The organism is Thiomicrorhabdus immobilis (assembly GCF_021654855.1).
GTDB classification, from domain to species: domain Bacteria; phylum Pseudomonadota; class Gammaproteobacteria; order Thiomicrospirales; family Thiomicrospiraceae; genus Thiomicrorhabdus; species Thiomicrorhabdus immobilis.
In genome coordinates, this window is record NZ_AP024202.1 from 165,019 (window position 1) to 188,785 (window position 23,767).

General features: G+C 45.1%; 22 protein-coding genes. 12 read left to right on the forward strand and 10 right to left on the reverse strand.

The window, feature by feature from the left end; genetic code table 11:
• Positions 1 to 25: 25 nt before the first annotated feature.
• The 3 genes from L6421_RS00625 to msrB form a co-directional block, all read right to left on the reverse strand.
• Positions 26 to 2,032, reverse strand: a complete 2,007-nt coding sequence (locus tag L6421_RS00625; protein WP_237262041.1) for an EAL domain-containing protein — start codon at positions 2,030 to 2,032, stop codon at positions 26 to 28.
• Between the two features lie 22 nt (positions 2,033 to 2,054).
• The gene (locus L6421_RS00630; RefSeq protein ID WP_237262042.1) at positions 2,055 to 2,978 is read right to left on the reverse strand and encodes a sulfurtransferase; all 924 of its coding nucleotides are present in this window, start codon (positions 2,976 to 2,978) and stop codon (positions 2,055 to 2,057) included.
• Positions 2,979 to 3,127: 149 nt separating this feature from the next.
• Complete coding sequence (gene msrB, locus L6421_RS00635) at positions 3,128 to 3,547, reverse strand: peptide-methionine (R)-S-oxide reductase MsrB (RefSeq protein ID WP_237262043.1); 420 nt, start codon at positions 3,545 to 3,547, stop codon at positions 3,128 to 3,130.
• A gap of 103 nt (positions 3,548 to 3,650) precedes the next feature.
• Between msrB and mnmC the strand changes: the two genes are divergently transcribed.
• The 3 genes from mnmC to L6421_RS00650 all read left to right on the forward strand — a co-directional run bounded on the left by mnmC (position 3,651) and on the right by L6421_RS00650 (position 7,035).
• Positions 3,651 to 5,693 carry a bifunctional tRNA (5-methylaminomethyl-2-thiouridine)(34)-methyltransferase MnmC2/FAD-dependent 5-carboxymethylaminomethyl-2-thiouridine(34) oxidoreductase MnmC1 gene (gene mnmC, locus L6421_RS00640; RefSeq protein ID WP_237262044.1) on the forward strand — a complete coding sequence of 681 codons (2,043 nt, stop codon included), beginning with the start codon at positions 3,651 to 3,653 and terminating at the stop codon, positions 5,691 to 5,693.
• 185 nt (positions 5,694 to 5,878) lie between these two features.
• A complete protein-coding gene (locus L6421_RS00645; RefSeq protein WP_237262045.1) occupies positions 5,879 to 6,775 on the forward strand; it encodes a hypothetical protein in 897 nt (298 codons plus the stop codon).
• A 26-nt stretch (positions 6,776 to 6,801) separates the two neighbouring features.
• The gene (locus tag L6421_RS00650) at positions 6,802 to 7,035 is read left to right on the forward strand and encodes a hypothetical protein (RefSeq protein WP_237262046.1); all 234 of its coding nucleotides are present in this window, start codon (positions 6,802 to 6,804) and stop codon (positions 7,033 to 7,035) included.
• A 72-nt stretch (positions 7,036 to 7,107) separates the two neighbouring features.
• On the opposite strand, the gene thiD is transcribed toward L6421_RS00650, so the two are convergent.
• Positions 7,108 to 7,986 (reverse strand): bifunctional hydroxymethylpyrimidine kinase/phosphomethylpyrimidine kinase, encoded by an 879-nt coding sequence (gene thiD / locus L6421_RS00655; RefSeq protein ID WP_237262047.1) that lies wholly within the window; start codon positions 7,984 to 7,986, stop codon positions 7,108 to 7,110.
• A 212-nt stretch (positions 7,987 to 8,198) separates the two neighbouring features.
• Here thiD and L6421_RS00660 point away from each other — a divergent pair, with 212 nt between their 5' ends.
• The 3 genes from L6421_RS00660 (at position 8,199) to L6421_RS00670 (ending at position 11,949) form a co-directional block, all read left to right on the forward strand.
• A complete protein-coding gene (locus L6421_RS00660; protein WP_237262048.1) occupies positions 8,199 to 8,984 on the forward strand; it encodes a competence/damage-inducible protein A in 786 nt (261 codons plus the stop codon).
• Between the two features lie 42 nt (positions 8,985 to 9,026).
• Positions 9,027 to 10,712 carry a sensor domain-containing diguanylate cyclase gene (locus tag L6421_RS00665; protein WP_237262049.1) on the forward strand — a complete coding sequence of 562 codons (1,686 nt, stop codon included), beginning with the start codon at positions 9,027 to 9,029 and terminating at the stop codon, positions 10,710 to 10,712.
• A gap of 67 nt (positions 10,713 to 10,779) precedes the next feature.
• Positions 10,780 to 11,949: a BaiN/RdsA family NAD(P)/FAD-dependent oxidoreductase gene (locus L6421_RS00670; RefSeq protein ID WP_237262050.1), complete on the forward strand. Its 1,170-nt coding sequence runs from the start codon at positions 10,780 to 10,782 to the stop codon at positions 11,947 to 11,949.
• A gap of 60 nt (positions 11,950 to 12,009) precedes the next feature.
• Here the strand turns inward: L6421_RS00670 and L6421_RS00675 are convergent, their stop codons facing one another.
• The 4 genes from L6421_RS00675 to L6421_RS00690 are packed head-to-tail and all read right to left on the reverse strand — an operon-like array spanning position 12,010 to position 16,658.
• On the reverse strand, positions 12,010 to 13,215 hold the full coding sequence (locus L6421_RS00675) for an ABC transporter permease (protein ID WP_237262051.1): 1,206 nt from the start codon (positions 13,213 to 13,215) through the stop codon (positions 12,010 to 12,012).
• Positions 13,212 to 13,931, reverse strand: coding sequence for an ABC transporter ATP-binding protein (locus L6421_RS00680; RefSeq protein WP_237262052.1), 720 nt, complete (start codon positions 13,929 to 13,931; stop codon positions 13,212 to 13,214). Before L6421_RS00680 ends, L6421_RS00675 begins: the two co-directional genes overlap by 4 nt.
• Positions 13,928 to 15,235: an efflux RND transporter periplasmic adaptor subunit gene (locus L6421_RS00685; protein ID WP_237262053.1), complete on the reverse strand. Its 1,308-nt coding sequence runs from the start codon at positions 15,233 to 15,235 to the stop codon at positions 13,928 to 13,930. Before L6421_RS00685 ends, L6421_RS00680 begins: the two co-directional genes overlap by 4 nt.
• Positions 15,228 to 16,658 (reverse strand): efflux transporter outer membrane subunit, encoded by a 1,431-nt coding sequence (locus tag L6421_RS00690; protein WP_237262054.1) that lies wholly within the window; start codon positions 16,656 to 16,658, stop codon positions 15,228 to 15,230. The genes L6421_RS00685 and L6421_RS00690 overlap by 8 nt, the downstream gene beginning before the upstream one ends.
• Before the next feature lie 288 nt (positions 16,659 to 16,946).
• On the opposite strand from L6421_RS00690, the gene L6421_RS00695 reads away from it, so the two are divergent.
• The 4 genes from L6421_RS00695 (at position 16,947) to L6421_RS00710 (ending at position 20,850) form a co-directional block, all read left to right on the forward strand.
• Positions 16,947 to 17,396 carry a hypothetical protein gene (locus tag L6421_RS00695; RefSeq protein WP_237262055.1) on the forward strand — a complete coding sequence of 150 codons (450 nt, stop codon included), beginning with the start codon at positions 16,947 to 16,949 and terminating at the stop codon, positions 17,394 to 17,396.
• A 206-nt stretch (positions 17,397 to 17,602) separates the two neighbouring features.
• Positions 17,603 to 18,340 (forward strand): glutathione peroxidase, encoded by a 738-nt coding sequence (locus L6421_RS00700; RefSeq protein ID WP_237262056.1) that lies wholly within the window; start codon positions 17,603 to 17,605, stop codon positions 18,338 to 18,340.
• Between the two features lie 151 nt (positions 18,341 to 18,491).
• Complete coding sequence (gene gorA / locus L6421_RS00705) at positions 18,492 to 19,847, forward strand: glutathione-disulfide reductase (protein ID WP_237262057.1); 1,356 nt, start codon at positions 18,492 to 18,494, stop codon at positions 19,845 to 19,847.
• A gap of 211 nt (positions 19,848 to 20,058) precedes the next feature.
• The gene (locus tag L6421_RS00710; RefSeq protein WP_237262058.1) at positions 20,059 to 20,850 is read left to right on the forward strand and encodes an EAL domain-containing protein; all 792 of its coding nucleotides are present in this window, start codon (positions 20,059 to 20,061) and stop codon (positions 20,848 to 20,850) included.
• On the opposite strand, the gene L6421_RS00715 is transcribed toward L6421_RS00710, so the two are convergent.
• A complete protein-coding gene (locus tag L6421_RS00715; RefSeq protein WP_237262059.1) occupies positions 20,847 to 21,206 on the reverse strand; it encodes a PilZ domain-containing protein in 360 nt (119 codons plus the stop codon). The two genes, L6421_RS00710 and L6421_RS00715, sit on opposite strands and share 4 nt — an antisense overlap.
• A gap of 120 nt (positions 21,207 to 21,326) precedes the next feature.
• Positions 21,327 to 21,671 (reverse strand): PilZ domain-containing protein, encoded by a 345-nt coding sequence (locus L6421_RS00720; protein WP_237262060.1) that lies wholly within the window; start codon positions 21,669 to 21,671, stop codon positions 21,327 to 21,329.
• A 217-nt stretch (positions 21,672 to 21,888) separates the two neighbouring features.
• Here L6421_RS00720 and L6421_RS00725 point away from each other — a divergent pair, with 217 nt between their 5' ends.
• Both L6421_RS00725 and L6421_RS00730 read left to right on the forward strand, forming a co-directional pair.
• Entirely contained in the window at positions 21,889 to 22,419 is a 531-nt protein-coding gene (locus L6421_RS00725) for a gamma carbonic anhydrase family protein (RefSeq protein ID WP_237262061.1), read from the forward strand.
• 59 nt (positions 22,420 to 22,478) lie between these two features.
• Positions 22,479 to 23,741 (forward strand): MgtC/SapB family protein, encoded by a 1,263-nt coding sequence (locus tag L6421_RS00730; RefSeq protein WP_237262062.1) that lies wholly within the window; start codon positions 22,479 to 22,481, stop codon positions 23,739 to 23,741.
• The last annotated feature ends 26 nt before the right edge of the window (positions 23,742 to 23,767 follow it).

Here is a 23,767-nt window from a genome sequence, read left to right on the forward strand (position 1 = left end):
TTTCGGTTCAGTGGGTTTTAATGGTTCATTCAAACCAATCGATTAAGGGTTTGGGCTTGCCTAGATAGTAACCTTGTCCGTAAGTAATGCCAATACGTGTTAATTCGACTACGTCGGCCGCCGTCTCCACATATTCTGCTACGGTTTCTTGGTTACGCAGAGCACTAATCTCTTGGATATAGCGAATCACGGCTTTATCAGATGGATCATCATGCATGTCTTTGACAAAGCTGCCATCAATTTTAATGACATCAAACGGTAGGCTTTTCAGGTATTCAAAAGAGGACATACCAGTGCCAAAGTCATCCAAAGCCAATCCTATGCCAACCTGTTTGAGCCATTCAATGAACGCTTTTGCTTGGCTGAAGCTGCCTACCGCGGAGGTTTCGGTCAACTCCAGCTCTAATTTATGCCAAGGGAAGTTGAAGGTATTCACCGCTTTTTTGATTTGAGCTTGAAAATCAGGATGGTTGAGTGATGAGCCTGCCAGGTTGATATGGACCGAATGCAGGTTTTCGATGTGTTCCGGATATCGGCTAACCAGGGTTAGATACTCCCATAAAACATATTGGTCAATTTCAGCCATCATTTGATAACGTTCTGCGGTGGGCAAAAAGTTATCCGGCGGGATGAAATTGCCTTCGCAATCCCACATCCTCAACAACACCTCATAACTGACCTTTGTCGATTTATATTGCAAGGGTTCTATTAACTGTGCGAAAAGTTCAAACCTTGAACTCCCTTTATTCAACGCTTCCTTGATATAGCCAGCGGTAATGACTTCTTGATTCAGACGTTCGGTCAAACTGTCGTCCGGATGGTAAAGGTGTAATTTGTTGCGGCCGGTCGCTTTGGCGGCATAAAGTGCGCTATCGGCGGCTTTGATGAGTTCTTGTAAACTGTAGGCGAAAGATCGAAACATCACCAGACCAATCGATGCTGAAACGGAAAACGCTTGTCCCTCCCAGGAAAAACGGAAGTCATTCAGGTTCTCTAAAACTTGGCGGGCAATGAGGGTCGCCTGTTTTTCGGTATGGTCTGTTAATAAGATTAGAAAATCATCACTTTCCATTCGCGCCATCATCGCATCTTTGGGCAATTCAAGCATGCAGGTCGCCACCAACATTTTCAAGAGCTCATCACCGGCTTCGTGAGATGCGGTGTCATTAATGATCCTGAATTGATCCAAATCCAAGTGTAGCAGAGCATGCGGTGTCTGGTTCGCTTGGCCATCGTTACCGGTCTGTTTTAACAGCGTTTTAAGCTTTGCTTCCATGGCAAAACGGTTGTAGGCACCGGTGAGCATGTCATGGTTGGCCTGGTAGCGCATCTGCTGGGAGGTTTTTGAAATTTGCGACATCATTTGGTTAAACCCCCTAAATAATGCCCCGATTTCATTTTCTGAACGAGTGTTTAAAATCGGAAAGTCATCTTTAGTCGGCTCGCTGTTTTTCATTGCTTGGGCCAAGGTTTCAAACGGCTGAGAGTAGATACGACTCACTCTAAGAGTGAACAGGAAACCAATCAGCAGCTCTAAAGGGAAAGCGATAATCAAATAAGCGAAGTGCTCATCAATTTGAGTGGCAAAGTCCTGCATATCTATCACATAGGCCACGTTGCCGAATTGGTGTCCGTCCGTTACCAAGGGTAGCTTTACATATAAATCCACCCCTTCAAATTGCGGTTCAAGAGTTGATTTATTGATTAAATGGTCATACTCATAGCTGTTTTTTGGATTGAATTCATAAACAGGATGATCTTGCGCATCGTAAAGCACCAAACGGTCGAGAGAATCAAAAGAAGCAAGGCGAAACGAGAGGTCGGATAAAACATCGGTTTGATTATCGACTAACGCTTTGAGCATGTCATGACTCATGGCGTTGTTCAGGGTTTCCGATAATCCTATCGCGAGTTCCTTACGTTCATTTTGATCCATGATAAACGCTAAGAACAGTGTGGAGATGGTGAAGCCGAGCAACATCAATGCGATCAAGCTGAAAAGCTGTATTCGAATGCTTAATTTACGCCACATGTTCCGCTAACACTCCAGCTGTTTATTCAATCGGTAGACTAAAATCATTACCCCATTCATTCCATGAAGCGTCATAGTTGGCAACATTAAAGCCAAGTTCCCTAAGGGTGAGATAGTTGGTTGCCGAGATATGCCCAAGCGAGCAGTATAGAATAATTTTGTGGTCTTTGGAAAGCCCGCCATAAAGCGATTCTAGTTCTTGCTTGGACTTGAAGCGGGTCATGCCTTGCTGTTGGGTTAAATTCTCTTGAGCGGGAATATTGATGGCGGTAATGATGTGTCCAAAACGTTTGGCTGTCGAGACCTTGCCTTCATAAGCCTCTTGGGAGCGGGTATCGATGACTTGCTGGTTGGGGTTTTTAGTTGCAATCAAGGTGCTTAATTTGGTGGCTAAACGCTCATGGTTTATGACCGGTATGTAATGACTGCTTTTGGCTTCAGGCAAGATTGAGGTGGTCGCCAGGTTGAGTTTTTTCCAATGATTGAGCCCCATATCGAGAACCTTAACGTCGTGTAGCCCATAAACCTCCAAAGTCCAAAAAACCCGGGCGGCATCGGTTAAGTTGCCTTGGTCGTAGATGACTAATGACGTATCGACGGTAATGCCTATGGCTTGTAAATAGGTTTGCATTGCCTGCGGTTGAACGATGCGGCCATCGAGGGATTTATCGTGATAACTTTGCGTCTCCGGAAAATTAAAGGCTCCAGGAATATGTTCTTTGGCATATTCCTCCTTTGAACGCACATCTAACACCACCAGGCCCGGTTGGTTTAAGGTTTCTTTAAGTTGCTTCGCGCTGATCCTTAAGGTGTTATCGGCAAAAGCTGGAGGGCTAACCGCTGATAGCATCAATAAAATGATGAAAGCCGGAATCAACAGTAAATTGAGCTCGACCCTAAATGGTCGCCTATCACGATTTGTTTTGCTAAAAGACCATGATTTCATCGTTAGGTTCTCTCCAAGTCGTTATCTTACAAAGGTTGAAGCATGTGTTTGATAAGGCTTTAAAAGCCTTGAATGTTCTTGTCTTAAGAAGACATGTTTTCTTTACGCAAATATTGCAAAACACCACAATCTTGATTACAGACGTGTATTCAGCGGATTTTAAAGTTCAAACTCGCAGAGTTGATGCAAAACCTGAGACCAGTCGGTTCTGGACCATCGGTAAAGACGTGCCCTAAGTGACTATGACACACCGCACATTGCACCTCTGTACGAGTCATGCCATGGGAGGTATCTACTTTTTCGATCACCGCTTCTTGGTTGATGGGTTGCCAATAACTAGGCCATCCAGAACCGGAATCGTACTTTTCATTAGACGAGAATAACGGCGCGTCACAACAGGCACAATGATAGATTCCGGGAGTTTTCAAATCCCAATACTTACCGGTAAAAGCGCGTTCGGTTCCTCCGCAGCGGCATATTTCGTATTGTTCAGGAGTCAGTTTCTGTTTCCAAAAGTCATTGTTAGGTGATTCATTCACAGCACTTAGTGTTTTGTCATCTTCTTTCATGATAATCTCCCGTCCGGCGTATAATATCGGTTTTGATGAGTCGTCGAATTCATCCGATATCCCCATTAAAATAAGCTTACTTAACAGGTTGAATTAATTCGTAATGTCATCAAACAAACTCACTTTAGCACAAGTTAGCTGGACAAATGAAGCCGTTCCGAAGTCACAGCAGTTTGACGACTTCTATTTTTCAACTGATGGTGGTATGGCTGAGGTTGAACATACCTTTATCCTGCCCAACAATCTAGCGGAACGTTTTGCTTCATTAGGTGAACAAGCAACCTTTAGAATTGCCGAAACCGGCTTTGGTTCGGGGTTGAATTTTTTGATGGCAACCGAGTTGTGGCTGACGACAGCATCAGAAACGGCTCAGTTACACTTTATTTCATTTGAAAAATACCCCTTGCATTTGGATGATTTGATTAAGGCGCATCAAGCTTTACCAGGCCTGGTCGATGTGGCTAAAGCTTTGCAAGAGAACTATCCGTTTTTATTGCCGGGCTGGCATGATGTTTGGCTGTTTGAAAAACGGGTGCGTTTAACCTTATGGTTTGGCGATGTGTTAAAAGGATTGCCGGAGTGTGATGGTAGCGACAGTGCCAAGGTGGATGCTTGGTTTTTAGATGGCTTTGCTCCGGTGAAAAACCCGGATATGTGGCAACCCGCTCTCTATCAACAAATGGCGCGTCTGAGTCATCTGAACAGCACTTTTGCGACGTTTACCGCCGCCGGCGATGTAAGGCGAGGACTGGAGAAAACCGGTTTTGAAGTCAATAAGTCCTCTGGATTTGGCAAGAAACGCGAGATCTGCTCCGGAAAATTGGTTCATCAGCGTCCTTATAGCCTAAAAAACCCATGGTTTAGCCGGCCACAAGATGTGTATAGTCAGCCAGGCAAGGCCATTGTGATTGGCGCTGGATTGGCTGGAGGAGCGGTGGTTAACCAGCTGGCACAAGCCGGTTGGTCGGTAGAGTTTCTGGAGGAGCAGGATGAAATCGCTACCCAAGCCTCGGGTAATTTGGCGGGGGCGGTGCATCCGTTGATCACCGCCGATTGGAACCTGCGAAGTCAGTGGTACTTGCAAGGTTTTGAAGCCACCTTGAGAGCGGTTCTGCCGTGGTTGGCGGAATCGCAAACCGACAGTGCGGGTCTGTTGGGCGACCTGAGCGGCTTAGTACAATTGGCGGTCACCGAAACCAGCGCTAAACGGGTTGCTGAGGCGATAGAAAGGGTGGGGTTGCCGGAACAATTCGCTCAATTGGTCACCCAGTCGCAAGCGAGTGAAATGATTGGTGCTCAAGCCAGTGCCTCGGGGGTGTTTTTCCCTCAAGGCGGTTGGCTCTATCCCAAAGCGGTGATTGAGCGTTGTTTACAATACGACAACGTCACCCTGTTTACGGGGCAAAAGGTCTTAGACATTCAGCAACAGGAAAATCAGCAGCAGAGTCGTGCCGTTTGGCAGGTGATTACGCAACAGCAAACTTTTTATGCGGATATCGTGGTGGTGGCCACCGGCAGCCTGGATCAAAATCTCAACCACAAACTCGGACTCCCCATTCGCCCAGTAAAAGGCCAGGTGAGCCATATTTCAGCAGAGCAACAAACCGTGCCGTTAAAAATGGCGGTGACCCACGAAGGGTATTCTGCTCCCTGCGGGCACGCAAGAGCGGTGAGTGGAGCCACGTTTGAAGCACCGGATATGAGTGAATTCTTGTCTCTAACAAGCCATCAAGCCAATTTGGAGATTACGCGAAATGCCTTGCCTGACTGGTTGGATGTCCAGGCTGAATCATTGACTGGACGAGTCGCTTTCAGGCCAACTACGCCAGATCATCTGCCAATTATCGGAGCGGTTGCTGATAATGATTGGATGCAAAAAGCCTACCTTTCGCAATCGCACACCCATGCGGTTTATCGTTATGAAAAACAACGTTATCAACCTGGCCTGTATGTTTCCAATGGACATGGCCCAAGGGGGTTGATGTCGGTGTTCTTGGCTGCGGAAACCTTGCTGGCGGATATCATGGGGCGAGCCTTGCCACAACCCTTATCACTCTATCATGCAAGCCACCCGGCTCGTTTTGCCATTCGTCGTTGGCGCAGTGGCGAGCAAAAATCGGATAAAGATGACGTTGGTGGTCTTTAGGGATATGGGGCTCTGAGGTTAGGCTTTTGATAGTAGGCTCTCCATCCTTCTCGATTGGATTCGGCCTGGTAACCACAGGCAATGTTCCTGTCAGAGTTATCTGATTTAGAGTCAGATAATAAGGTATGATTATGCTCATATTTTATTATAATTTAGCAAGTCATTTTACCAAGGGTTTTCTGTGGATGTTATCCAGTAACAGAGTGATAGAATTGAAGATAATGCAGGCAAAAGGGTTGGCTTTTTACCGTTGGTTGTTGAAAACCATGGCTTTTATGGTTTTGTTTAATCTAGGTTTAGTCTCATCTGGACAGGCTAACGAGCAGATTGCGGGGCAGACTGGCTTAACGATTCATCAGCCACCCTGGAATGCGGTTGTCAAAACGTTGCTTGCCGAGCAAGGTGTGTTCAATCAAAAGCTACGCCAAGCCGTGCTGGAAAATTTGCGACTCCCTATTTTGACCATAGAACAACTGGCCGATAACAAAAAGCTACTTGAGTTGTTGATGCCAAGATTGCAGTTGTTGGATAGGGATTTGTCAAACTATGTTCGCGTGAGTGAATCGGTCAGCCGTTTTGAGCAACTTAAACGTTTGATGCCAGGTCTATACAATATTGAAGAGCGTAAACTGATTGAGGCTTTACTGACTCGTCAGGGTGTGGCCGTGCCGCGTATGAGAAATAGTCGTTTAGTTGGCTTTTTAGATAAACGCATCAGTTTGTTGGCAAATGGTCTGGTTTTCAATATGAAAGCGTTAGTCAGGGAACAGCGTGATTATGAACCAGACTTGCTCCAGGCGATGGCCCAACAAGGTGTAAGCTTTTCTGCCCGTCCGCCCGATTTTGTTTTAGACTACTCGTTAATCGCCAACCCTTCTGCAGAGGCTGGTGAATGGGGGTTTGACAGCCATATCGCTCTGTTAGGAAAATATGAGATACCGCTTGTCGAGGTTAACGAAAAAATCAGAGAAGTAGCGGCTAGCCAAGAGCAAGCGCAAATTAAAACCGTACAGTTCCTAGCCGAGAAAGTGGTCGAGCAACTTAAAGAATTTTTAATTAATCCTTCCCTAAAACAGCCGTAGTGCTCATCATAATTTAAGGAAAAACCATGAACTTATTTGGGAAAATCAGTATCTTAATTTGGCTTATTATCTTTATTGCCGCAGCGATTATGTTCGACTGGTTCGGCAGCAGGGAGATTGCGACAAAGGTTTTGGATTCTTCTCAAACCGCGGTAGAAAAACTTTCCGAAACTGGCGATCACGTTCAAGATGCGATTGATGTGGTCAACGAAAGTACCGCACCGGTACGTGAAGATATCAAAGAAAAAGCGGCCGAGTAATTAGAGAGGCGTATCAAGTCGTGCCTCACCAGGCCTGGTGATGTTGTCGAACACTTTTCCTAAACTAAGCCATTACTCTGCTATAAAGTCTACAAAATGGTTCAACCCACCGTGTCGGTCAGCAGATTCCTTTCTGTAATGTGGTTGTGCCAAGTCGGCTGATTTCAGGGCTTTGAACAGGTAGTCTTTTGCCGATTTTACCGCTTCGGGAAGTATCATCCCTTTAGCCAGTTGAGTCGCAATTGCAGAAGATAAGGTGCAGCCGGTACCGTGATTATGTTGGACCGCTATCCTCTCTGAAGCATACGCCGTTATCGGTTGCGTGTCATCAAGTGGCGGAATCAGTTTTGCTTTGTTCAAAATAAGATAATCGGTTGCTGACGGCTCTTGGCTATGGCCGCCCTTCAATAGGCAATGAGGCCAATTCAACTGGTTGATTCGTTGCCAGATTTCCTCGGTTTCAGCTTGCATACTTGTGTACGAAAAATGGTTATCACGCTGTAGCAATGTATTCAGTTCTGGAAGATTGGGCGTCAGCAGGGTGATTAAGGGGAATAGCTCGTTTATCATGCTGTCGACAGCGTTTTCATCCAACAGAACCTTGCCGCTGGAACTTAAAAACACCGGGTCTAAAACAACCGGTATTCGCGGATGTTTTTTTAAAAAATCAACGACGACTTGAATAATCTCGCGATTGGCTAAGATGCCGATTTTAATGGCTTCAATCTGGTAATCGGCAGCTAAGGATTCCAACTGGCTTTGTACCTGCATGCTCGGCAGAGGATAGCTGTTTTGCACGCCATGGCTGTTTTGCGCCGTGATTGCGGTCGGTACGGTCAAAGCATAACCATGCAATGCATGGATTGTTTTTAAATCAGCTTGTATGCCGGCGCCTGCAGAACAGTCTGAGCCGGCAATGCTGAGAACCGTGGGAAGTGGGTTTGTTGACATAGAGCCCTATCAAATCTTGAATATGAATCTTTTCTGAATATGGTTTGTGTTGCCATGATTTATTTTCTGAAAATGCGATAATGAGGCAAATCCATTACGGGTAATGGCGATTCGTTTGCCATTACTCTCTTGCATATCGCTTGGTAATGCTTAGCAATGCAAAACAGTTTACGTTTTCAAAATAGCAATTGGAAGCCTAAGGTAACTCTCTTATGAACACTTCGACAACAAATATAGCTGAATCGCTTTCGGCACCACTCAAAATCGGACTTCTGATTATCGGTGATGAAGTCTTGTCCGGCAAACGCCAAGATAAACATCTGGCGCAAGCCAATAGTCTGTTACAACCGCGAGGTTTGGCTTTGAGTTGGGTGAAAATTATTGGCGATGAACCTGGGTTTTTGGTGCAAACCTTGCAAGAGAGTTTTGCCTCCGATACCGTGGTCTTCAGTTTTGGGGGAATCGGCGCAACACCGGATGACCGTACACGTCAAAGCGCCGCTTTAGCTTTAGACTTGCCGATAGAACGTCATCCTCAAGCTGTGGCGGAAATTGAAGCTCAGTTTGGTGATGCGGCGTATCCGCAACGTATCCATATGGCCGAATATCCAAAAGGAGCGGAGATTATTCCGAATTTCTATAATCGTGTTCCTGGGTTTTCAATTCGACATCATCATTTCATGCCTGGTTTTCCGATGATGGCCAAGCCGATGATGGAGTGGGTGTTAAATGAGTATTACCGTGATTTTTATCGAAGCCCAACCGTAGAAATGGGGATTAAGATTATCAATGGTCAGGAGTCGGAGTGGGTGGAGTTTATGGAATCTTTTGAACAGGCGTTTCCAAACTTGCGCCTATTTAGTTTACCGAGTATTCTTAACGATGATACTCGAACGATGGATTTGGGTGTTGAAGGCCAGGTTGAAGAAGCCCAAGCGGGTTGTGAAGCCATTATCGCGGAAGCCAACAGACGCGGTGCTAAATGGGAATTATTGTAATTCTCTTTTTTTCCTTAGAACTCAGGGTCGCTAAGTGTTGTCATGGATGAACTGAAACGTTTAAGAAAAATCCTAGGAACGAGTCATGCCGTTATCTTTTATTGGAAAGCGTTAGAAGATTGGCCGGTAGAATTCGTTTCGGACAGCATTGAGCAATTTGGCTACCAAGCCGATGACTTTTTAAGTGGACGCATCACTTACTCCCAAATCATCCATCCTGATGATTTATCTCAAGTTAGCTCCGAAGTTGAACTTTTCACAGCAAACCATATAGATGAATTTTGCCAAATCTATCGAATATTGGACTCCAAGGGAAAAACTTGCTGGATTGACGACCGTACCGTGATTGAGCGCGATGCATCAGGGCAACCACAGCATTATTTGGGTACAATAGTGGATATCACCGAGCAAAAGAAAAATGAAGCTTGGAGCGACTTACTAAGCCGGGTGATTAACGAAAGTACTGATGAATTTTATATTTTCGATGCTGAAAGCCTTAAGTTTGATTACCTTAATCAAGCGGCATTGCTCAATCTTGGCTATTCTTCCGGTGAGATAGCCAATCTTACGCCATTAGATATTAAACCTAACTTATCCAAAGAACTTTTTTTACAGCGTTTGACTGAACTTAAAGAACAACCTTGCGTGATTTTAAAAACAGAACATCAACGCAAAGACGGCAGTTTGTATCCCGTTGAAGTGAAGATTCAAAGTATTGATGTGCTTGGTGAAACCAAATATGCCGCGGTCGTTCGTGATATGAGCGAGCTTTACGCATTACAAGAAGAGCAGCAGAAAAAATTTGAATTCGTACAGAATGTCATCGACGGCATCGCTGAATCGGTGATGGTCATTAATCAGGACTATACCGTAGAATTGATGAACGAAGCGGCTCGTAAAAGCTCTACTGACAGTGTCATCGCCAACATTCGTCAACCCAAATGTTATGAAGTCTCCCATAATCGGAGTACGCCTTGCGATGGTTTAGAGCACCCCTGTCCTTTGAAAGCGGTATTGCAAAGTAAAGAGCAGGCATCGGTAATTCATAACCATGGTTCCCAAGAAAATCCTGAGTATGTGGAGTTGATGGCCAAACCATTGATCGATGCAAAAGGTGAGGTGTATGCCATTGTTGAGTCCGCGCATGACATTACCAGTTTGATTCAGACACAGAATGCATTGATTCATAAAACCACACAGCTCAATTACCAGGCCACCCATGATGAATTGACGGGATTGGTGAATCGCCAGGTCTTTCAAGACCGTTTGGAACATGCGCTTCAGCAAGCCAAACGCCAACAGAAATTGGTGGTAGTCGTATTTGTCGACTTGGATAAGTTTAAGCAAATCAATGACGGTTTAGGACATCAAGCCGGTGACGAGGTGTTGACAGAAGTGGCAAGCCGTCTACAAGGTTTGTTACGTTCTTGTGATACGGTGGCCAGAATGGGCGGTGATGAGTTTACCCTGGTGCTTGAGGATTTACACGACCTGCAAAGTGCGGAGCGTGTGTTGCAAAAAGTGCAAGAGGTGTTTGCTGAACCGATTTCAACCTCTTGTGGGGATGTTCTCATTACCTTGAGTTTGGGGGCGGCCGTCTATCCCAATGACGCAATAACTCCTTCCGAATTGGTGCGTTTAGCGGATTTGGCGTTGTATGATGTGAAGTTTAAGGGGCGGAATGGCCACCGTTTCTATCATCAGCTTAAAGCGCTGACCTACCTCTAAACCACCGCTCCGTTAACAATCAATCTTTATCATTGAATTTAAGTAACCCAAACCAAGAATCGATCAAATGCATTATCAAACAATCATATTGGGCGCAGGGGCTTCGGGCTTGATGTGTGCCGCCACCTCAGGCTACCAAGGAAAATCCGTTTTGGTGATTGACCATGCGCCTAAAGCCGCCGCTAAAATTCGTATCTCGGGGGGCGGAAAATGCAATTTTACCAATCTGGATGTCTCTCCCAGTCACTACCTCTGCCAAAACCCGCATTTTGTTAAGTCGGCTTTGTCGCGTTATCCTTCGGCGGCTTTTATTGAGTTGGTTGAACGTCACGGTCTGGAATATGAACAACGTGAGCTGGGCAAGCTGTTTTGTAAAGAGCGCGCTTCGGACTTGATTCAAATCTTACGCACCGAATGCGATTGGGCCGGCGTTGAGGTAATGACACATTGCGCCATAGACCAGGTTGCATTCACCAATCAACAGTATCTGATTAGTACCTCGCATGGAGAGTTCACAGCCGATAAATTAGTGGTGGCTACCGGCGCCTTGTCTTTTCCAAAACTTAAAGCCAGCGGAATCGGTTATGAAATCGCCAAGCAGTTTGGTTTAAATGTCATCCCAACCTCACCAGGCCTGGTGCCTTTGGTTTTTGAGGGTAAATGGCAAGAGCGTATTGCCGCCTTAAGTGGCTTGGCTTTGGATGTGAATGTTTCATGTGGAACACATGCATTCAAAGAAGCCATTTTGTTTACCCATACTGGTTTGAGCGGACCAGGGATTTTGCAAATTTCAAACTATTGGCAACTGGGCAAAACCATTGAGATTGATTTGTTACCAGGCCTGGTGGTTGTGGAGGAGCTTAAAGTCTTGAAGAAATCGGGACAACCTGTTCAAAAATGGCTCAATCAATATTGGCCAAAACGGTTTACCCAGGCCTGGTTAGAGTGGTTTCCGATTGAAAACCAGTTGTCCAATGTACCGGATGAGATGTTAATCGATTACGCACACCAACTCACCCATTGGACGCTTTATCCCAGTGATACCGCTGGGTACGATAAGGCAGAGGTTACTTTGGGTGGTGTGGATACCGATGAAGTCTCCTCCAAAACCTTTGAAGCCAAAAAACAACCCGGTCTGTATTTTATCGGCGAAGTGTTGGATGTGACGGGGCATCTGGGCGGCTACAACTTCCAGTGGGCTTGGGCGTCCGGTGTGGCTTGCGGGTTGGCTTTGTAAAAAGTTATAAGAGGAGGCCATTCCCTCAAGCTTGTGCGGGGCGGAATATGGTATCAGCCATTATTCATGTCGTAAGGCATCAATCGGGTTTAGACGTGCGGCGTTTCTGGCGGGCAGGTAGCCAAAAATGATCCCTACGGCGGCCGAGAATAAGAATGCCATAATGATGATGTTTATATCCAGTATTAACGGAATCTCCATCACGTCGCTGAGTATGGTTGAGGTGACAATCGCCACCACAATGCCAATCATGCCTCCCAGTGAAGACAAAGCCATCGCCTCGACTAAAAACTGCCATAACACCTCTTTTTCCAAAGCACCAATCGCCAAACGAATACCGATTTCGCGAGTACGTTCGGTTACTGAAACCAGCATGATATTCATGATGCCGATACCTCCGACCACCAGGCTTACCGCGGCCACCGCGCCTAACAGCATGGTCATGACTTTAGTGGTGCTGGTCAGGGTTTCGGTGATTTGTCGGGTATCTAGAACCGAAAAATCATTTTTTTGATTATCGCTGAGGTGGCGACGGTCTCTAAGCAGTAAGGTGATGGCACGATTGACGACATTGGTATCCACATTGGGTTTGACGGAAACGCGAATCATGCTGATATCGGTATTTCCTGAGATTCTGCGCTGTAAGGTTTTGAGCGGCACAATCACCATATCGTCTTGGTCGCTTCCCATCATTGACTGTCCTTTGCCTGCAAGCACGCCGATGATTTGGCAAGAGAAGGTATTTAAACGTAGCTTTTCTCCAATAGGATTGGTATCCCCCAAAAGCTCTTTGACGATGGTTTGACCGATGATACAACTCGACTTACCTGAGATGAGTTCATTGTCGGTAAATTCTCGCCCCTGTTTGAGCTCCCAATTACCGGTGATTAAATAATCGTTATTGGTGCCCACAATGGAGGTCGACCAGTTTTTATTACCAAATACCACGGTATTACTGGCATTGGCGGTGGGCGCGACCGCGGTAATGGAGTTGATCTCTTTGCGAATGGCTGCAGCATCGCTCTCTTTGAAACGTTTTACACTGATTGAGTCTCGGTTTGGGCCGCGTTGTCCTGGACGAATCATCAGTAAATTGCTTCCCAAACTGGAGATTTGCGCGGTCACTTGTGCGGTGGCGCCGTTGCCGAGGGTCACCATGGTAATCACTGCCGCCACGCCAATAATGATGCCGAGCATGGTTAAAATGGAGCGCATCAGATTACGGCGGATTTCTCTAAGGGCGAGTAGAAAGGCATTCCAAATCATGCTGAATCCCCTTGTTGTAATTGATCGCTTTCAATTTCACCATCTACAAAATGAATGATGCGTTTGGCATAAGCGGCCATTTCCGCTTCATGGGTTACCATCAATACGGTAATCCCCAACTCTGTATTTAAAGCGCTTAACAGTTCCATGATTTCATGGCTTCGGGCGGTATCGAGGTTTCCGGTTGGCTCATCGGCCAACAATACTTGCGGGTTGCTGACCAAAGCACGGGCAATGGCGACACGCTGTTGCTGCCCACCAGAGAGCTCTCCGGGAGAGTGGTCTCCCCAACCTTCCAACCCCACTTTTTGAAGTGCTTGCTGGGCGGCCTGATGTCTTGCCTGGGTGGCTTCTCCACGATAAATCAGTGGCAGTTCGACATTCTCAAGCGCGGATGTACGGGCTAATAGGTTGAAACCTTGGAACACAAAGCCTAAATAATGGCGGCGCAGTAAAGCGCGTTGATCTCTATCCAGGTTTTCAACCGCTATGCCCTGAAAGAGGTAGCTTCCCGATGTGGCCGTATCTAGGCAACCGAGTAAGTTCATTGCGGTGGATTTGCCCGAGCCACTTGGCCCCATAATGGCCACAAACTCGCCTGGATAGATTTTTAAGGAAACATCCTTTAAAGCATTAAACGCGTTGCTACCTTCACCATAAACCTTGGTGATGGCTTGAAACTCGATTAACGGGGTTGCGGCCGGATCGTGACTCATTTTGTGGGAACCTCAACGCCAACAATAATCTCGTCCCCTTCATGTAAGTCGCCTTCTAGAACTTCAATTGAAGAGCCGTTAGAGTCGCCTAGCTTGATGGATACCGATTTAAGTTCGTTATTGACCATTTTCCATATCGTTTCAGAGCCATCTTTGCTTTTAGATTTAACCAGGTTCTGGTTCGAGCGACGTGGGCGGGGCATTAGAGATTGCACAATGCTGGTCTGTTGCTGTTGGGTATTGATCAAGTCAGGGGTGAAGCGCAGTGCCGCCATCGGGATCAATAGGATATCCTTTTTCTCTTTAACCAAAATGTCGGCCGATGCGGTCATGCCCGGGCGCAACTTCAAGTCTTTATTGGACACGCTCAACAAGGTGGCGTAAGTGACAACGCCATCAAGGGTTTCTGCCCCAAAACGTACTTGTTTGATTACCGCGGGAAACCGGGTGTTAGGGTAAGCATCAACCGTGAATATTGCGGTTTGTCCTTGATTGACTTGGCCAACATCCGCTTCATCCACGTTCACTTCCAGCTCCATCGAGGTCAAGTCTTCGGCCAGGGTGAACAGAACGGGAGCGGTCATGGTGGCGGCGACGGTTTGCCCCGCTTCAATGGAGCGTTTTAAGACAATACCATTAATGGGTGAAAGCACTTTGGTTTTGGCCAAGTCCGTTTGATTTTGATCTAAATTGGCTTTAGCTTGTTCCACTTTTGCCAGAGCTGTGCTTTTGGCGGCTTGAGCGCGAAGTTGTGACGCTTTTGCAGAGCTTAAATCGGTTTTTGATGGCGCTTTACCCGCAGAGAGCTTATACACCTCCAAGAGGCGGGCATAGTTGGCATTGGCTTCTTGCAAGGTGGCTTCAGCTTCTAAAACGCCCGCTTCGGCCACTTGTAGCGACGCTTTGGTTTGCAACACTTGAGCTTGCAGCTTATCGGTGTTGAGTTCGGCCAGCAGTTGGCCTTTAGTGACTTTGTCGTTGTAATCAACCAAAACTTTTTCAACGGTTCCGGACAGTTCACTCCCCACATCGACTTTATTGGTAGGCTGCAAGGTACCTGTGGCAGAAACGGTCGCACGGATGTCGCCAATTTTTACCTTGGCGGTTTTGTAAATGGGGGCGCCACTTTGTTGCGGGAATAGCCATGTTTTCAACCCGTAACCTAAGGCGATCAATACCACAAACGCGAACACCCAATAGCCTTTTTTAAAGCGGGTTTTAGGAGATTTTTGCAATAAAGATTGCAATGCGATTTTATCGTTGTCTTGATTGGTCGTTTTCGTGTCATTTGGGGCGCTATTCATTTTCCGATTCCTCTGACTGTGGCGATGAAGCCACTTGCATTTGTTGCCATGCCCAATCTCCCATAGTGGCTTTGGTAAAGCTGATGGTGTATTCCAATAACGATTGTTGAGCATTTAATTCTTGTTGCTGAAGGCCTAAACGGATTCTTTGTGCGGTAAGCACTTCAGAAAACGCGATTTGCCCACTTTTGTACTGTAATAAGGCGAGCTCTTCTTCGCTTTTTGCCAGCGATAGCGCGGTGAGCGTTTTTTGTAGGCGCTGCCGTGCATTGTGCATTTGCGATTTTGCGAGTTGCACTTCGGATAAAGCGTTTAATACCGTGGTTCGATAACTTAATAAGGCTTGTAAAGCTTGCTCTTTTTTAATCTCAATATCGGATTTTATTTGCCCATGGTCAAACAGCGTTTGTGAAAGGCTGGCACTTAAACTCGCAATCAGTGTATTGACCGATAACAGGTCGCCAAGGTTGCTGGCGGCATTGCTTAGGCTACCGGCTAAAATGAAACTGGGATATTGGTTGGCTTTAGCGATGGCTTCTTGAAAAGCCGCAGATCTGGCACGGTGCTCGGCCGCTCTTACATCTGGGCGCTGGCGTAAGATTTCCAATGGAAGTTGGTCTGTTGCAATGTTGGGTATTGGCGCTAAGCCTTGTGTCAAAAACAGCGTTTTGGGGAGTTGCTCAAGACCTATGCCCAACAAACCAGCGAGTTGGTGCTGGCGTTGCAAAATGGCAGATTGGTATTCTGGAATCGTCGCCGCTGTTTGTGCATAGCTACGGTGTGCTTGTTCAACCGCAAGCTGGCTTTGTAATCCGGCCATGGCTTGCCACTCCACCAACTGTTGGGTCTCTTGCCAGTTCTTCAGGCTGGACTGGACTAGCTGTAATAGCTGTTGTTGTTGTCTTAAGGAGAAATAGGTGTTGGCGAATTCTGCACTTAGAGAAATAATCAGGTCGGTATAATCCGCTTGTACCGCTAAAAACAGTTCTTTAGCGGAGTTGCTCGCATTTTGCTGTTGTTTGAACACATCAATTTCCCATTGAGAGTCCAAAGCTAAAGAGTATTTGCCGGTTTGTTTTTCGGTTTCATTGGAATATTGATGGCGATAACCTGCTGATAATGACGCAGAAGGATAGCGACCAGCATCGGTTTTGTTTTGATAGGCACGAGCTTCACGAATGGCGGAAAGTGCTGTTTGGCTGTTCGGGTTGGCAGCAATGCATTGTGCGATCAAGGTGTTTAATGTCGGGTCATTAAATTTTTGCCACCAGCCTTGCTGAAGTGTTTTTTGTAGTTTGGCATCCTCAATAGGTTTTTGCGTTTGCAAGTCACTATAGGTCTTGTCGAGTGCGGGAAGGGTGGGTTGAACCGTGCATCCAGTTACCCCGCCAATAATCAGTAAAGCTAAAACCTGACGCAACATACCATTCCTTTCTGTTCTAAGTGATTGGGATTCCGCTATTCAAAACATGGTCTTAAGTAGTTGGTGAATCACTGAAAGTTATACGCCTTAAGTATAATTGAGTTCATTGGAATTTAAAGCATTTAAGTCTGTCAAAAATATGAAAATATTAAACGGCATCAATTTATTGTCCATGCTTGGCGTGAATTAAAAACCGATCCGATTTTTCGCATTCATTGTGCATACTAAAAATTGACTGTAGATAGGGTTATAATAGAAAAATTGTTACTAACGAAGACATTTACACGGATGAATTTATTGAATTTAGATGAAGCGCAACGTGCGCCTTTTGCACGTATTGCCGCAGGTTTAATCCGCGATAAGGGTATCGATCCTCGCGAGATATTTTTGAATGTATTGGAAAGCCAAGAAGCCCCGGAGATGAATTATTGGATGACCATGGTGTTGGTGCAGGAGCATTTCGTTTCCGCGCAACAAGAAGTGGCCAAAGATGCGGCTGGCGAAGTGGTCAAACCTTTGCAAGCAGCTTGTTTGTTGCAAAACGTGGGTATGGTTGCGGCGTTACTGGAGCTGGGCGGTTTTAAAGGCAGTGTGACTGATAGGGAATTTCAATTAAGCGCACGCATTGCGTCTTCACATGAAGACCAGGCCATTTTAGGGTTGTTAATGAAGTATGCTCAAGAAAAAGACGTTTTAGAACCATTTATGCGCACTTTACAGGGCTCGACACTACAATAAATCCAATGTCACCAGGCCTGGTAGATATTCGATTAGTGTAAAAATGATTAATAGGTAAAAACTATCAACTTGGTTGAAACAATCAATTTCCTTTATTAAAGGTCTTTCAGTAAACTAGGCATCAAGTTAACGAAACAACTCGTTAAAAACTAAATTTTAATCAACTAACGAACAGCGTAAAAAGTTTGTTCCAGTAGGAGTAGAAAATGGCATTAGTAAACAAAGAAGGTCAAAACGTTCCAGCAGTTACATTCCGTACTCGTCAGAATAATGAGTGGGTAAACGTGACTTCAGACGATATTTTTAAAGGTAAGACGGTTATCGTATTTTCACTACCAGGTGCATTTACGCCAACCTGTTCATCAAGCCATTTACCACGTTTTAACGAACTAGCTCCAGTATTTACTGCAAACGGTGTTGATGAGATTGTGTGTATGTCGGTCAACGATACGTTTGTAATGAACGCTTGGGCAGAAGACCAAGAGTCTGACAACGTGACTTTAATCCCAGACGGTAACGGTGAGTTCTCTGAAGGAATGGGTATGTTGGTTGATAAAACCGATCTAGGTTTTGGTATGCGTTCATGGCGTTATTCAATGTTGGTGAAAGATGGTGTTATCGACAAAATGTTTATTGAGCCGGAAGTAGAAGGTGACCCGTTTGAAGTTTCTGACGCGGATACCATGCTTAACTACATCAACCCAGAAGCTAAGCCACCACGTGTTGCGACAATCTTCACCAAGCCTGGTTGCCCATTCTGCATTAAAGCGAAAGCGATGTTGAAAGATAACGGCATTAGCTACGAAGAGATTACGATTTCTAACCACGGGCCAAGCTCTAAAACGCTACGTGCGGTTGCTCAGGCAAGTACGGTTCCGCAAGTATTCATCGAAGGTGAGCACATTGGTGGATCAGATGATCTAGAAGCGTTTTTAAGTAAATAAGCATTGTTGTAAAGACAATTTAAAACCTACCAGGCCTGGTAGGTTTTAAGCTAGAATAATTTGTATTGAGTATTTTAAAAAGCCGTAATGACAACTTACTATCGGCTTTTTTTATTGGTATGAGTCTCTTTTTTTGAGCAAAGGAATAACCATGAGTTTTGATTACGATGTAATTGCGATTGGCGCCGGTAGCGGCGGTTTATCAATTGTGGAGCGTGCGGCAGAATACGGTAAAAAATGTGCAGTGGTAGAAGCCAAAAAGCTTGGTGGAACTTGCGTAAACATCGGTTGTGTACCTAAAAAGGTGATGTGGTTTGGAGCGCACATCGCTGAGGCTCTGCGCGATGCGCCGGACTTTGGTTTTGATGTTGAACAAAAGGGATTTGATTGGGCGACTTTGGTTGCCAAACGTGAGCAGTACATCAAGAATATCACGACTTGGTATGATGGCTATATGGCTGACAAAGGTGTGGATGTATTGCATGGTTGGGGAAGTTTTGTCGATAAAAACACGGTGTTGGTCGATGGCAAGAAGTATACGGCGGAAACCATTGTCATTGCCCCAGGCGGCACCCCATTGATTCCACAAGAAACAGAAAATGCGGATTTAGGAATCAGTTCCGATGGTTTCTTTGCCTTAACCGAGCAGCCTAAGAAGGTCGCTGTTGTCGGTAGTGGCTACATTGCCGTTGAGTTGGCCGGCGTGTTCCAAGCATTAGGCACCGATACCACTTTGATTAGCCGTAAAGATTTAGTCTTGCGTGGTTTTGATGACATGATTCGTGAAACCTTAACCGACGCGATGTTGGAGAGCGGCATCACCAAAGAGTACCATTTTGCGGTGAAAAAACTAGAGCGTGCCGCAGACGGCACCTTAACAATTTACAGCACGGATGGTCAAGAGATTCACGGTTTTGACCAAGTGGTGTGGGCCGTAGGGCGTACGACCTTGGTTGAGCCGTTGGCATTAGCTAATGCGGGGCTTTCTGCAAATGGTCGTGGCTTTATTGATGTGGATGAGAATCACAAAACAGCGGTAGACAATATCTATGCGATTGGTGATGTCACTGGTCAGCCGCAATTAACGCCGGTGGCGATTCGTGCGGGTCGTTACTTGGCGGAGCGTTTATATAATAATAAACCTCACCTAAAGTTGGATTTGAGCTCGGTGCCGACCGTGATTTTCTCGCACCCTCCTGTTGGGACGGTTGGTTTGGCGGAGCATGATGCCCGTAAAGAGTACGGTCATGATAATGTTAAGGTTTACACGTCGTCGTTTACGCCAATGCGCTACGCTTTCACTCAGCACCAAATTAAAACCGCTTTAAAATTAGTGGTGGCGGGTGAAGACGAGAAGGTGGTCGGTATTCACATTGTGGGTGATGGTGCCGATGAAATGTTGCAAGGTTTTGCCGTTGCCGTGCAAATGGGTGCGACTAAAGCGGATTTAGACGCCACTATCGCCATTCATCCATCAAGCTCGGAAGAGTTGGTGACCATGCGTTAATCCATTGATTTAGTTTGGATTGATTGTTAAAAGGCCGTATATCATCGATATACGGCCTTTTTTAATGCCTGGTCAATTTAACCCCGTTGGCTATCATTTCACAATGGTCATAAACCTTGTTCTGAGATAAAAAGTGGTTAAGTGTAATTGGCCTTATTCCCTGATATAGTATCAAGATGCCCTTAACAAAATTCTTGGAGTGCACAATACCATGGTGACACATTTTCCAATACAACAAATCGAATCCGGCTGTGCGCATTGTGGTTCCACTCTGCCGTTTGATTTTACGTTTGCATTTCAGCCAATTGTGAACTTACGTCGACAGCAAATTTTTGGCTATGAAGCTTTGGTTCGCGGTGTGAATGGTGAGAGTGCGGCGAGTATTTTGAGTCAAGTCGATGATGATAATCGTTATGCCTTTGACCAAGCTTGCCGAGTAAAAGCGATTCAGTTGGCCAGTGAACTTAAGCTGGACAAAATGTTAAGTATCAATTTTTTACCCAACGCTGTTTATCAGCCTGAACATTGTATTCAAAGTACCTTGAGAGCCGCAAAAGAGTGCAATTTCCCGGTCGAAAACATCATGTTTGAGATTACCGAATCGGAAGAGGTGCTGGAAGCGAGGCATCTGACGAAAATTTTTAACTACTATCAAAGCCAGGGGTTTGTGACGGCCATTGACGATTTCGGGTCAGGTTATGCTGGTCTAAATCTATTGACGAGTTTTATTCCAAATATTATGAAACTGGACATGGAGTTGGTACGAAATGTGGATAAAGATCGTGTGAAGCGCATAATTAACCGTAATTTGATTGCTACTTGTAATCAGTTGAAAGTCACCGTCTTGGCGGAGGGTATAGAAACCGTGGAAGAGGCGCGTTTTTTTAAAGATTTAGGTGTTTACCTGATGCAAGGTTATTATTTTGCCAAACCTGGATTTAAAAGTTTACCAGAGGTTTCACCGTCACAATTTGATCCAATATTGGAGACGCCATTTTTTTAGCTGGAAGAGGTGGTTTCAAAGAATTTTGTATACTCTAGTGACTTATTTTCAATGCTGCCGCCGATGTAATATTCAAAATCCACTTCATGACAGCTCTGCACTTGAACTTTGAGGTTGACGGGAACCATGGTGTTGGCTGATTTACGTTCAAAAGTGATTTCCACGACATCATTGGCTTTTAAGGGAACCGCAGATAAAAATCCAATGCCATGAGAGGATAAATTAATAATGGTCGTATAAATAGTCCGGTCTTTGTTGATGAGAATAGATGGTAAATGAGTAGGAAGGCGAGCTTCACGACGCCGTTCTACATACTCTTGACTTGTTTTAGGAGGCTGTAAAATATTTTTTTCCATAATCTCCATAAATCCATTTTATTGTGTCATTGACTGGCATTCTAGCAAATAAAAGTCATAATAAAAACCATAGTATAAATAAGTATTATTCCGCACTGGTTTGTTTTGTTGATTAACTCATTAAGCGACTGATAATTCATCAAATAATGTTAAATATTCCTGGCTTGGCTGTTCAATACGGACTCCAATGTGGCTTTCGTGACTATAGGTGAAGCAGTGTCTGATTTCGGCTTTAAATTGAAAGGGTTTGACTTCCTTTTGATTGGTCGCGCTGTTGGGGATATCAAAATGAATTTCAATACGACTGTGTATGTCAGCCGTTTCAGAGCTGACAAACCCTATGCCATGTCGAGAGAAATCGGTCATGGTCGCGTATATGCTTTTATTGTTAATGATCATGAGAACTGGACGGCTTGATGGAAAACGGATGTTTTTACGTTTTTCGGTGCGAGGAGTGTTTGTCATTGAAAACCTTTATCTTTTTTGGATTCAATTTTCATTATAGGCCTATTTTTTGATAATCCTAATAAAGCGTTTTTGTGCTCTATTAATGGAGTTTTATGTGTTTACTGTTTACCTTTTACAGCTTGATTTGAAACGGATGGATTACGTTTTCATTAACTATCCAAAATTAGCCTGGGCTATAATCTAGCTCAATAAGCTTAAAAATTGAGGATTTTAGATGGCAATTAGAAAATATAAATCGATCGAACCGCAGTTAGCCGACGGTGCTTGGGTAGACGAAAGTGCCGTAGTAATCGGTAAATGTGTTTTAGGTAAAGATGTCGGGATTTGGCCGAATGCGACTTTACGTGGTGATGTGAATGATATTGTGATTGGCGACCGCTCCAATATCCAAGATGGCGCAGTGGTGCATACCACTCATGAGAGTGAAATCTCTAAAGGTTCAAAATGCATTGTCGGCAAAGATGTGACTGTCGGGCATAACGCGGTACTGCATGGCTGCATTATTGAGGATGAGTGTCTGATTGGCATGGGGGCGGTTGTTTTGGATAATGCGGTCGTACAAAAGCATGTTTTGGTTGGTGCCAACAGTTTGGTGCCGTCAGGTAAGGTGCTGGAGAGTGGCTATCTTTATGTGGGATCTCCGGTGAAACAAGCCCGCCCGTTAAACGAGAAAGAGTTGGCCTTTTTTAAATATTCCGCCGAGCATTACGTAAAGCTAAAAAATGACTTTCAAGCTGAGCAATAAGGCCTGGGTTAAACGATTCAACTACGCTATTCAATGACGAAATTACACACGGAATTTTTATGATTTCACTGCAGCATGAACTTTGGGCACAACTGATTTTAATTTTGCTATTTAGTTTTTTGACAGGGTCTGAGTTAAGAGGTTATCAGCAAAAGTTTCATGCAAAAACCCAGCAACTTTTTGTGGGTACGGTCAGGACGATGAGTCTGACAGGGTTGATGGGGAGTGTGTTTTATCTAGTCAATGAGTGGTTGTATCTATTAGGTTTTTTGGCCTTGTCGATGCTGTTTGCCCTGTTGTACTGGCAACGATTGAAGCTCCATAATAGCAGTTTATTGAGCTTTTTAGTTTGGGCGTTAACCTATAGTTATGCCCCGTTGGTCATGACTCAACCGCTTTGGGTCGCCTCTGCGGTTTTTGTGACCATCGTGCTATTGCTCAACTCAAAACAGATGCTGAATGAATTGGCTCAAAAAGTCTCCAATGAAGAGTTGAGCACCTTGGCGAAGTTGGTGTTGTTGAGTGTTGTGATTCTGCCGTTGTTGCCTCAAGAAAACATCAATCACTGGGTTCCGGTTTCCCCATTTAAGGTTTGGCTCGCCGTTGTGGTCGTGTCATCGGTCTCTTACCTTGGTTATATCTCCCAAAAATATTTTGTTAAAGAGCAGGGGTTGATGGTCACCGGTATGCTTGGTGGACTGTATTCGTCTACCGCAACCACCGTGGTTTTAGCGCGAAAGTCGAATGAGATTCCACGTTTGAGTTACAAGATGACCGCCGCGATTATTTCGGCAACAGGTCTGATGTACCTACGTTTATGGGTCATAGTGGCGTTATTCATGTGGTCGGTGGCGGTTGAGCTGTTTCCGATTATGTTGACTTTGGCGGCAACCGCTTTTGTCTTGGCCTTTATCTATATCCAGGTTGAAAATCGTAATGGGGTCGATAAAACAGTTGATAGCAGCCGCGCACAAAACCCTTTGGAGTTAAAAGTCGCGTTTGTCTTTGCAGGCTTGTTTTTGGTGATGGCGGTGGCCACACAGTTGGTCATGCATTACTTTGGTGATGCCGGGGTGCGTTATCTATCATTAATTGTCGGCTTTACCGATATCGACCCATTTGTATTGTCGATATTGAATGGTGAATACCAGGTACAAGGGCGAGTGATTGGCAGTGCGATTTTGATTGCAGCGGGGTCAAATAACCTCTTGAAAGCGAGTTATGCTTTTGTATTAGGAGAGCCTAAAGCGGGACGTTATTCAGCATTATGGTTGGTTTTATTGGGGATTGTCACCATCGCGATAGGTTGGAACTTTCAATAAATTGATGGCGTAATATTAAAGAGGGT

Bases quoted from the DNA above. Each gene is read 5' to 3' on its own strand.
- L6421_RS00625 (WP_237262041.1), bottom strand. From the start codon at position 2,032: ATGTGGCGTAAATTAAGCATTCGAATACAGCTTTTCAGCTTGATCGCA.
- L6421_RS00630 (WP_237262042.1), bottom strand. From the start codon at position 2,978: ATGAAATCATGGTCTTTTAGCAAAACAAATCGTGATAGGCGACCATTT.
- msrB (WP_237262043.1), bottom strand. From the start codon at position 3,547: ATGAAAGAAGATGACAAAACACTAAGTGCTGTGAATGAATCACCTAAC.
- mnmC (WP_237262044.1), top strand. From the start codon at position 3,651: ATGTCATCAAACAAACTCACTTTAGCACAAGTTAGCTGGACAAATGAA.
- L6421_RS00645 (WP_237262045.1), top strand. From the start codon at position 5,879: ATGTTATCCAGTAACAGAGTGATAGAATTGAAGATAATGCAGGCAAAA.
- L6421_RS00650 (WP_237262046.1), top strand. From the start codon at position 6,802: ATGAACTTATTTGGGAAAATCAGTATCTTAATTTGGCTTATTATCTTT.
- thiD (WP_237262047.1), bottom strand. From the start codon at position 7,986: ATGTCAACAAACCCACTTCCCACGGTTCTCAGCATTGCCGGCTCAGAC.
- L6421_RS00660 (WP_237262048.1), top strand. From the start codon at position 8,199: ATGAACACTTCGACAACAAATATAGCTGAATCGCTTTCGGCACCACTC.
- L6421_RS00665 (WP_237262049.1), top strand. From the start codon at position 9,027: ATGGATGAACTGAAACGTTTAAGAAAAATCCTAGGAACGAGTCATGCC.
- L6421_RS00670 (WP_237262050.1), top strand. From the start codon at position 10,780: ATGCATTATCAAACAATCATATTGGGCGCAGGGGCTTCGGGCTTGATG.
- L6421_RS00675 (WP_237262051.1), bottom strand. From the start codon at position 13,215: ATGATTTGGAATGCCTTTCTACTCGCCCTTAGAGAAATCCGCCGTAAT.
- L6421_RS00680 (WP_237262052.1), bottom strand. From the start codon at position 13,931: ATGAGTCACGATCCGGCCGCAACCCCGTTAATCGAGTTTCAAGCCATC.
- L6421_RS00685 (WP_237262053.1), bottom strand. From the start codon at position 15,235: ATGAATAGCGCCCCAAATGACACGAAAACGACCAATCAAGACAACGAT.
- L6421_RS00690 (WP_237262054.1), bottom strand. From the start codon at position 16,658: ATGTTGCGTCAGGTTTTAGCTTTACTGATTATTGGCGGGGTAACTGGA.
- L6421_RS00695 (WP_237262055.1), top strand. From the start codon at position 16,947: ATGAATTTATTGAATTTAGATGAAGCGCAACGTGCGCCTTTTGCACGT.
- L6421_RS00700 (WP_237262056.1), top strand. From the start codon at position 17,603: ATGGCATTAGTAAACAAAGAAGGTCAAAACGTTCCAGCAGTTACATTC.
- gorA (WP_237262057.1), top strand. From the start codon at position 18,492: ATGAGTTTTGATTACGATGTAATTGCGATTGGCGCCGGTAGCGGCGGT.
- L6421_RS00710 (WP_237262058.1), top strand. From the start codon at position 20,059: ATGGTGACACATTTTCCAATACAACAAATCGAATCCGGCTGTGCGCAT.
- L6421_RS00715 (WP_237262059.1), bottom strand. From the start codon at position 21,206: ATGGAAAAAAATATTTTACAGCCTCCTAAAACAAGTCAAGAGTATGTA.
- L6421_RS00720 (WP_237262060.1), bottom strand. From the start codon at position 21,671: ATGACAAACACTCCTCGCACCGAAAAACGTAAAAACATCCGTTTTCCA.
- L6421_RS00725 (WP_237262061.1), top strand. From the start codon at position 21,889: ATGGCAATTAGAAAATATAAATCGATCGAACCGCAGTTAGCCGACGGT.
- L6421_RS00730 (WP_237262062.1), top strand. From the start codon at position 22,479: ATGATTTCACTGCAGCATGAACTTTGGGCACAACTGATTTTAATTTTG.